This is a genomic window from Candidatus Methylomirabilota bacterium, from assembly GCA_035764725.1.
Lineage (GTDB): Bacteria > Methylomirabilota > Methylomirabilia > Rokubacteriales > CSP1-6 > DASRWT01.
Map to the genome: position 1 here is coordinate 1 of DASTYT010000008.1, position 8242 is coordinate 8242.

The window sequence follows — 8242 nt, forward strand, 5'->3', positions numbered from 1 at the left end:
ATCGTCAAGGTGCTGCGGTTCGACAGCGAGACCGGCGTCCCGCTCTACGATTCAGTCGCCGGGAAGGTCTACGTCAACCTTCAGGATCAGAACACGCTTGCCATGATCGATCCGGCTACCGATACGGTCGTCGGTATGTACCGGGTCCGCGGCTGCCACGGAAACCACGGTATGGCGCTCGACGCCGCGCGGCAACGGGCGTTCCTGTCATGCGAAGGCAACGACACGCTCACCGTGTTCGACCTCGATACGCACACGCCCATCGAGCATTTACCGATGGCCAAAGGCGCGGATGTCGTGATGTTCGACCCCGAGCTCGGCCGTATCTACGTCGCGTGCTCGAGCGGGTTCATCTCCGTCTTCCAGATGGACGATTCGACGCACTTCAGAAAACTCGCAGACGTCCGTGTCGAGCCGAAAGTCCACAGCCTTGCCGTAGACCCACGAACGCATAGGGTCTATGCGCCGGCGGAGCAAGTAGAGGGTCGACCGTCTTCGAGAATGTTCGTCTTCGAGGCGGTGACCGATTAAGGTCGTCGCGCCTGGATGCGCGCCAGGTTCTTCTCCGCGAAGAACTGGGGCGCGGGAATCACGCCCGCCAGCATGCTGATGAAGTCGCTCATCGCCTCGCGATTGCCCTGCATCGCTTCCAGGAGCTGCACCAGGTCCGCGGGCACGGGCTCCGCCAGGTTCGCGAGCTGGCAGGTGAGGGCGAACATCGGCAGCGCCGCCTCGTCCCGCGCGTGCTGATAGCGCCCGAGCGCCTCGTCGAACGACCGCCGCGCGGTGAAGACCTCGTGGAGCGCGGCGGCCATGGCCTCGGCGTCGCGGAAGGCGTCGCTGATGCCCTGGGCGGTGATGGGATCCTTGTGATAGCCGGCGTCGCCCACCAGCACCCAGCCCGGGCCGTAGGGCTTGCGGAAGAAGTTGGGCAGGTCCGGGGCGCCGAGGAAGCGCGTCTCGCGCTTGGCGTCACGGAAGCGCGCGTGGAGCGCGGGCGCGGTCTCGACGGCGCGCATGAAGTGGCCCTCGACGTCGTCCTGGATGGCCTCGAAGTCGGCGCGCGGCCAGTTGACCACGCCCATGGTCAAGCCGTCGTTGGTGGGCGCGACCGCGAAGGCGCGGCGCGGGCGGATGTAGCCCTCGAAGCGGTCGACGGGTAGCCCGCGCCAGTAGGCATAGTTGGCGACGGAGAGGGTCGGCTGCTCGTTGTAGCGTTCTGCCCGGACCGCCTTGGCGACGAGGGAGTGCTGCCCGTCGGCGCCGATCACGACGCGACCACGGTGCTCGTGCGACTTGCCGTCTTTCTGGTGGCCGCGAACGCCCACCACCGCACCGCCCTCGACGAGGACGTCGTCGACGATGAAGCCCTCCCGCACATCGACGCCCGCCTTGCGGGCCGCCCGCACGAGGAGCTGGTCCAGCACGGTGCGCCGCGGGCAGATCGCGTAGCCCACGCCTTCCACGGGGCGCACGGGCCCGGCGACGGTGAAAGGCCCGAAGTCCAAGGCGTATTCGCGGAAGGGTGGGCAGCCGCTCTTCTGGAGCGCCTCCGTCAGCCCCCAGCGCTCGAGGGCGGCCACGCCGGGGGGATGGATGACGTGGGTCGAGAGCGTGTCGCTCGGGAAGGTCGCCTTGTCGACCAGGAGCACGCGGTGCCTTCTCCGCGCGAGGAGCATCGCCGTCGGTGCGCCCGCGCAACGGGCCCCCACCACGATCGCGTCGTACCGCTTGGCCATCTCCGCGGCCTCCTCCCGGAAGGGTAACAGCAAGTCCCGGTCCCGAGGTTCCTTTGTGACGAATTATCGCCGGTTCGGCGCACCTTTAGAGCTAGCGTAGTCGCGAGAAACGCGCGTCACGCGCGAGGGGAGGCGCCTCATGAAGCTGCTCACGGACTATCTGACGGTTCTGGGCTGGGCAATCGTCGGTGCCGTCGCGATGGCGATCGCGCTTGCCCTGCTGCTGCGCGTCTTCGCGTGGCTCACGCCGGTCGACGAGTGGGCCGAGCTGCGCGGCGGCAACGTGGCGGTGGCCATCGTGGTGGGCGCGGTGGTCGTCGCCTTCGCCCTCGTGATCGCGGCAGCGATTCCGTCGCCGTCGCTCCTGCGCTAGGAGGCCCTCATGACGCTACTCATCCTGGCCCTCATCGTGGGCGGCGCGCTGATCATGGTCGGCCTGGCCATGCCGCGGACCACGCCCGAGGTGGCGGGACGCAAGGCGGATCAGGCCCGCGTGCTGCGCGGCATCCTGCCCACGCTCGGCGTGATCCTGATCATCCTGGGCGTCGTGGGCGCCTCGTTCCGCATCGTCCCGGGCGGCAACGTGGGCGTGCAGGTGCTCTTCGGCCGCATCATCGATCAGCCGCTGACCGAGGGCCTGAACCTGATCAACCCCTTCAAGCAGGTGCAGTTCATGTCCGTGCGCACGCTCGAGATCTTCGAGCACGCGGACGTGCCCAGCAAGGAGGGCCTGACGGTGGGGCTCGAGGTCTCGGCGCTCTATCACCTGGATGGCAAGTCGGCGCCCACCGTGTACCGGAGCCTCGGGGACCAGTACGCGCGCGTCTACATCCTGCCGCAGCTCCGCTCCGTCATCCGCGGCGCCACCGTGAACCACGAGGCGAAGGATCTCTACACGTCGGGGCGTGAGGTGATCACGCAGCAGATCTACGACGACCTCCACAAGACGCTCAGCGAGCGCGGGATCGTGCTCGAGAAGGTGCTGCTGCGGAAGATCGTGCTGCCCAAGATGGTGGAGGACGCCATCAACTCCAAGCTGGCCGCCGAGCAGGACGCCGAGCGCATGCGCTTCGTGCTGCAGAAGGAGCGCCAGGAAGCGGAGCGCAAGCGCGTGGAGGCGACGGGCATCGCCGACTTCCAGAAGACGGTGAGCCAGGGCATCTCGGATCCCTTGCTCAAGTGGAAGGCCATCGAGGTGGCGCACGAGCTGTCGAAGTCGCCCAACACCAAGATCGTCGTGCTGGGCGACAAGTCGGGGCTGCCGATCATCCTGAGCGACCACACCGGCAAATAGCGGCGGGCCCTCCCGATGTAAAGTGGAGGGCCGTATGCGTCTGGGCGCGTTTCGGCATCGCGACTTCCGGCTGTTCTGGTTCGGGCAGCTGGTGTCCCTGATCGGAACGTGGATGCAGTCGGTGGGGCAGGCGTGGCTGGTGCTGGAGCTGACGCATTCGCCCCTCTCCCTCGGCGTGGTGAACGCCCTCCAGTTCGCCCCGGTGCTGCTGCTCTCGCCGGTGGGCGGCGCGCTCAGCGACCGCACGAGCAAGCGCAACATCCTGCTGATCACCCAGGCCGTGATGATGATCCAGGCGCTGGTGCTGGCCGTGCTGGTGCGCTACGGTCACGCGCGCTACTGGCACGTCGCGCTGCTGGCCGCGATCTACGGGCTCGGGCGCGCCGTCGACATCCCGGCGCGTCAGGCCTTCATCACCGACCTGGTCGGCCGCAACGACCTGGCGAACGCGGTGGCGCTGAACTCCATGGTGTTCAACGGCGCGCGCATCGTGGGGCCCAGCGTGGCCGGCCTCCTGATCGCGCGCTTCGACGTGGCGGTGGCGTTCTACCTGAACGCGCTCTCCTTCGTCGCGGTGCTGGTGGCGCTGCTCGCCATGCGCACGCAGGGCGACCCGGACCCCGCGGGCCAGCTCGGCCTGCGCCAGGGCGTGCTGGGCGCGGTCAGCTACGCGACGAGCACGCCGGCGGTGGGCTTTATCCTCTCCCTGCTGGTGGTGGTGAGCCTGCTCGGGCTGAACTTCAACACCGTGGTGCCGCTGATCGCGCGCGACGTGCTGCACCAGGGCGCGCAGGGCTTCGGCTATCTCATGTCGGCGCTGGGCGGGGGCGCCCTCGTGGGGGCGGCGGGGCTCGCGCTCGGGCGCAAGGATCGCCCGCCGCTGGCGTTCCTGTCCGGGTCGGCCGCCGTCCTCTGCGCGGGCGTCGCGGCGCTCGGTCTGGTCGTGCACTTCCCGGCGGCGATGGCGGTGCTGGCCGTGCTGGGGATGCTCCAGATCTATTTCACGACCTCGGCCAACACGTCGCTGCAGCTCATCACGCCGCCGGCCCTGCGCGGGCGCGTGATGGGCCTCTACGCGATGGCCTTCGCGGGGGTGACGCCGTTCGGCTCGCTGCTGGTGGGCACGCTCGCCGAGCATCTGGGCGTGCGGGTGGCCTGCGCGATCGGCGGGAGCATGGGTGCGCTCGCCGTGATCTCGATCGCGCTCCTCTCGCGGCGCCGCCTCGCGCCGTCGATCCCGCCGACGCCGCCGGGCCCGGCGGTGCCGCCGGCGCCGACCGTCTAGTCGCGCGGCTACGCGGGCATCCCCGCCGCGGCCAGCGCGCGGCGCCGTACCACGCCCGGATACCAGCGGCTGAACCACACCGCGATCACGAAGGCCGCGACCGAGCCCGCCACGTCCGCCCAGAGCGGTACCGCGGGCACCCACTCCGCGAGGGCGTCGGCGGCCACGAGGGCGGCGAAGGCGCCCGCCCACACCCAGGAGATGGCGCGGTTGGCCGCCAAGAAGACGGGCATCGCCCAGTATTGCTCCGGCACGGTCTCGCGCGCGTACTGGAGCGTGAACGGCAGGCGGATCGCGAGCGAGACGAGTACGATGGCGAGCAGACCCAGATCGACGGCGAGGCGCACCGTGGCCACCGTCCACGCGGGTCTCGCCAGCCACGTATAGGCGAGCAGGAAGCCGAAGAGGATCAGGCTCCCGATCTCGAGGATCTTCACGGACCGGCCGCTCACGCGCTCGTGCACGCAGAGGATCGCCGAGACCGCGAAGGCCGCGACGAAGCCGGCGACGGGGGAGTGCAGGCGCATCAGCGCGAAGAAGACCGCGAAGGGCGTGAGGCTCAGGAGAATGCTCATGGCTTGGGACTCCTCCTGTGTCCCGCGGGGCGAGCGGCCACCCGCTCCGGTGCCGGCGCCGCCCCCGAGCGGGCGCCCGCCACCAGGAGGCGCATGGCCTCGCGCTGAATGGTTCGGAAGTCGGGCTTGTCGGGGAGCTTGCCGGCCAGGTGCAGCACGATGAGGCCGTGCATCGCGGCCCAGAAGACATGGCCCATGACCACGGGGTCGCCCGCGAAGACGCCGGCCTCCACGAGCTTCACCAGGGCGGCGCTCATGAGGTGTCGCGCCCGCGTGGTGGCGCGCACCAGCTCGGGGTAGCGGTCGGGATGCGGCTGGGCGAGGTCGAACATCAGGCGATAGGCCTCGGGCTCCTTGAGCGCGAAGCGGATGTAGGCCTCGCCGACGCCCTCGCCCTGCGCGCGAAGATCGTCGCCCGCCTTCACGATGGCGGCCTCGAGGGCATCCGCGAAGCGGTCGAAGGCGGCGGCGCGCACCGCGGCGAGGATGTCGTCCTTGTCGCGGAAGTAGCGGTACGGCGTCATGGGGCTACAGCCGAGCGCGGTGGCGAGCTGGCGCATGCTCACGCCGTCGCGCCCCTGGGTGGCGAAGCGGTGCTGCGCCACCTTGCAGAGGCGCGTGCGAAAGGCGTCGACCTCCGCGGGCGAGAGATTCTTCGGCACGCTCAAGCGTCCGGCGGCACCGCGCGCGGGAACTCGCGGACGAACTTCAGGAAGCGCGCGAGGTGCCGGTCGGAGGCGACCAGCGTGCGGGGGTGGAAGCGGATGGTGTCGAGCACGGGCCCGTCCTCGGCGATCAGGCGCTGGACGAAGCCGCGCAGGCTCTCGAGCGTGGCGGTGGCCTTCTCGCGGCCGCCGTCGCCGGCGCGCACGCCGAAGACGTAAAAGCCCATGCTGCGCCCGTGCGCGATGGGCGCGCCGGAGAAGAGCATGTAGAGGTCCTGCTCCATGAAGTAGAGGTGCTGGGAGAACGTATTGACGCCGGTGATGCGGCCCTCCTGCACGAAGTCGGGCCCGCCCACGCGGTAGTCCATACGATAGTCGCTTACGGTGACCGCGTCCGGATCGAACGCGTCCAGGCCGTGGAGCGTCCGGAGGTGCTGGAAGTCGACGCCGTTGGACGTGGCCACCCACGGATCGGTCGCCCGCGTGCCGCGGAAGTGCGATTCGTAGACCAGCTCACCTTCGTCCGCGCCGGGGATGCCGGGCACGGGGAAGAGCGGCGCCTCGCCGTTGAAGGCCCAGACGAGCCCCCACGCCTCCGCGCTGGGGTAGGTGGGGATGCGCGCGCCGGACGGGATCTTGTCGCCGGCGGGAATGTCCACGCAGCGCCCCGCGCAGTCGAACTTCCAATGGTGGTACGCACAGCGAATTTGTCCGTCCACCACCTGGCCCACGGAGAGGTCGGCGCCCAGGTGCGGGCAGTAGGCGCCCTGGACCACCGCTTGGCCGGCCGGGTCGCGGTAGAGCACGACGCGCGTGCCCAAAAAGTCCCGGCCGAGCGGCCGGCCGGGGACGAGGTCGCGCGCCAGGGCCAGGGGGAACCAGGACTGATGGAAGCCGGCCGCGGCCTCGTCCGCCGGCCGGGGGGGCGCGGGCTGGATCGCGGGGCTGTGCGTCGTGGTCATGGGGGATGCCCTCCTCTTGAATGGACACCGTATATTTACACTGTATAGTCGTCAAGGGAAAGTTTCGGCCGTCCGGACCGCTGTCGCCGAGCCGGCACATTGACCCTCCTGGGGGGCCGCCGATACGATGGCGGCATGGACCGCTTCCAGTACAGCCGCCTGATCGACGAGGGTGTGCTCGACGAGGACGATCCGATCGAGCTGCTGGACGGCCATCTCCTCGTGAAGGAGCCGCAGCATAGCCCTCATCGGACGGCGGTGCTTTTGACGGCGAAGGCGCTGGAGCGCGCGTTCGGTGACGGATGGTTCGTCCAGACGCAGAGCCCGATCATCCTCGACGACCGTTCGGAGCCCGAGCCCGATGTCTGCGTCGTGCGCGGTGCGCCGCGCGACTATGCGCGCGCACACCCGATGCACCCGGCTCTGGTCGTTGAGGTCGCGCAGTCGGCTCTGCGTATCGCCCGCGGACGCAAGGCCGCCGCCTACGCGCGCGCCGGCATCGACGAGTACTGGATCCTGAATCTCGAAGATCGCGTCCTCGAGGTCCGTCGCGCCCCCGCGCCCATGGAAGCGGAATGGCGGTACGCCACCGTCGCCGTCCTCGGCGCCGACGCGATGGTGACACCGCTCGCCGCACCGGCCGCGAGCCTCCGCGTCGGCGACCTTCTGCCCTAGTCGCGGCGTCTTCAGCATCCAGTGGCGGCGCGACGCGCGGCGAGGCAGGATGTAGCGAATGGAAGAGCGGCGGGTGCGCGTCGGGGATTCGAGCTACCTACTGGCGACCGATGGCACGGGCCCGCCCCTTCTCCTCCTCCACGGCTTCCCCCAGACCCGCCACTGCTGGCGCAAGATCCTGCCGCGCCTGGCGGGTAGCTTCACCGTCGTGGCGCCCGACCTCCGCGGCTACGGCGCCACGGTAGCCCCACCCGGCGGCCCCCGCGGCGAGGGCTACAGCAAGCGCGAGATGGCGGCCGAGCTACTGGGCTTGATGAAGCAGCTCGGGTTCGAGCGCTTCGCGGTGGTGGGTCACGACCGGGGCGGGCGCGTGGCCTATCGCATGGCGCTCGACCATCCAGCGCAGGTCGGACGGTTGGTGGTGCTGAACGTCCTCCCCACGGTGGAGCAGTTCGAGCGTATGACGCCCGAGACCGCGCTGGGGTACCTGCCGTGGTTCCTCCTGGCCCAGCCTGCCCCGGTGCCCGAGCGCCTGCTCGGGACCAGCGCCAAGTTCTACGTGCGCCACGTGCTCGAGGAGTGGTGCGGCACGCCGGGGGCGATCCCCCCGAAGGACGCGTCGGTGTACGCGCGCGCCTTCACCCCGGCGGCGATCGAACGCGTGTGCGCGGACTACCGCGCCGCGTTTCACCTGGATCGCCCGCTCGACGCCGCGGACCGCGCCGCCGGCCGCAAGATTCAGTGCCCCACGCTCGTGCTGTGGGGTGAGCGGGAGGACGCGATGGCGGACAGCCCGCTCTCGGTCTGGCGCCGCTGGGCGGCGGACGTGCGCGGCCGTGCCCTCGCCTCCGGCCACTTCCTCCCGGAAGAAGCCCCGGAGGCGGTGGCCTCCGCGCTGCTCGAGTTCCTGAAGTAGGGGCCCGCGGGCGGCGGAGGCCGCTAGGCGCGGGCGCCGGCGCGTCCGAACGGCGCGAACGGGCTCAGCAGGAGCCAGTCGGGGAAGGCGCGCGCGAGCTCCCGATCACCCTCGATGCGCACGCCGCCCGC

Annotated in this window: 10 protein-coding genes; 6 read left to right on the forward strand and 4 right to left on the reverse strand. The window is 70.2% G+C overall.

Annotated elements, in window-relative coordinates:
• Positions 1-531: hypothetical protein (locus tag VFX14_00745; GenBank protein HEU5188192.1), on the forward strand; the 531-nt coding region annotated here is incomplete at its 5' end.
• Here the strand turns inward: VFX14_00745 and VFX14_00750 are convergent.
• Positions 528-1739 carry an NAD(P)/FAD-dependent oxidoreductase gene (locus VFX14_00750; GenBank protein HEU5188193.1) on the reverse strand — a complete coding sequence of 404 codons (1212 nt, stop codon included), beginning with the start codon at positions 1737-1739 and terminating at the stop codon, positions 528-530. The two genes, VFX14_00745 and VFX14_00750, sit on opposite strands and share 4 nt — an antisense overlap.
• A gap of 139 nt (positions 1740-1878) precedes the next feature.
• Here VFX14_00750 and VFX14_00755 point away from each other — a divergent pair, with 139 nt between their 5' ends.
• Genes VFX14_00755 through VFX14_00765 form a run of 3 tightly spaced genes read left to right on the forward strand, consistent with a single transcriptional unit; the run spans position 1879 to position 4318 of the window.
• The gene (locus VFX14_00755; protein ID HEU5188194.1) at positions 1879-2112 is read left to right on the forward strand and encodes a DUF350 domain-containing protein; all 234 of its coding nucleotides are present in this window, start codon (positions 1879-1881) and stop codon (positions 2110-2112) included.
• 9 nt (positions 2113-2121) lie between these two features.
• The gene (locus VFX14_00760; GenBank protein ID HEU5188195.1) at positions 2122-3033 is read left to right on the forward strand and encodes a prohibitin family protein; all 912 of its coding nucleotides are present in this window, start codon (positions 2122-2124) and stop codon (positions 3031-3033) included.
• Between the two features lie 34 nt (positions 3034-3067).
• Complete coding sequence (locus tag VFX14_00765) at positions 3068-4318, forward strand: MFS transporter (GenBank protein HEU5188196.1); 1251 nt, start codon at positions 3068-3070, stop codon at positions 4316-4318.
• Between the two features lie 8 nt (positions 4319-4326).
• Here VFX14_00765 and VFX14_00770 read toward each other — a convergent pair whose 3' ends face one another.
• Genes VFX14_00770 through VFX14_00780 form a run of 3 tightly spaced genes read right to left on the reverse strand, consistent with a single transcriptional unit; the run spans position 4327 to position 6520 of the window.
• On the reverse strand, positions 4327-4893 hold the full coding sequence (locus tag VFX14_00770) for a hypothetical protein (GenBank protein ID HEU5188197.1): 567 nt from the start codon (positions 4891-4893) through the stop codon (positions 4327-4329).
• Positions 4890-5555 (reverse strand): TetR/AcrR family transcriptional regulator, encoded by a 666-nt coding sequence (locus VFX14_00775; GenBank protein ID HEU5188198.1) that lies wholly within the window; start codon positions 5553-5555, stop codon positions 4890-4892. The genes VFX14_00770 and VFX14_00775 overlap by 4 nt, the downstream gene beginning before the upstream one ends.
• A gap of 2 nt (positions 5556-5557) precedes the next feature.
• A complete protein-coding gene (locus VFX14_00780) occupies positions 5558-6520 on the reverse strand; it encodes a Rieske 2Fe-2S domain-containing protein (protein ID HEU5188199.1) in 963 nt (320 codons plus the stop codon).
• A gap of 135 nt (positions 6521-6655) precedes the next feature.
• Between VFX14_00780 and VFX14_00785 the strand changes: the two genes are divergently transcribed.
• Together VFX14_00785 and VFX14_00790 are read left to right on the forward strand one after the other, a co-directional pair.
• Positions 6656-7195, forward strand: a complete 540-nt coding sequence (locus VFX14_00785; protein HEU5188200.1) for a Uma2 family endonuclease — start codon at positions 6656-6658, stop codon at positions 7193-7195.
• Between the two features lie 58 nt (positions 7196-7253).
• The gene (locus VFX14_00790; GenBank protein ID HEU5188201.1) at positions 7254-8111 is read left to right on the forward strand and encodes an alpha/beta hydrolase; all 858 of its coding nucleotides are present in this window, start codon (positions 7254-7256) and stop codon (positions 8109-8111) included.
• Positions 8112-8242: the final 131 nt, after the last annotated feature.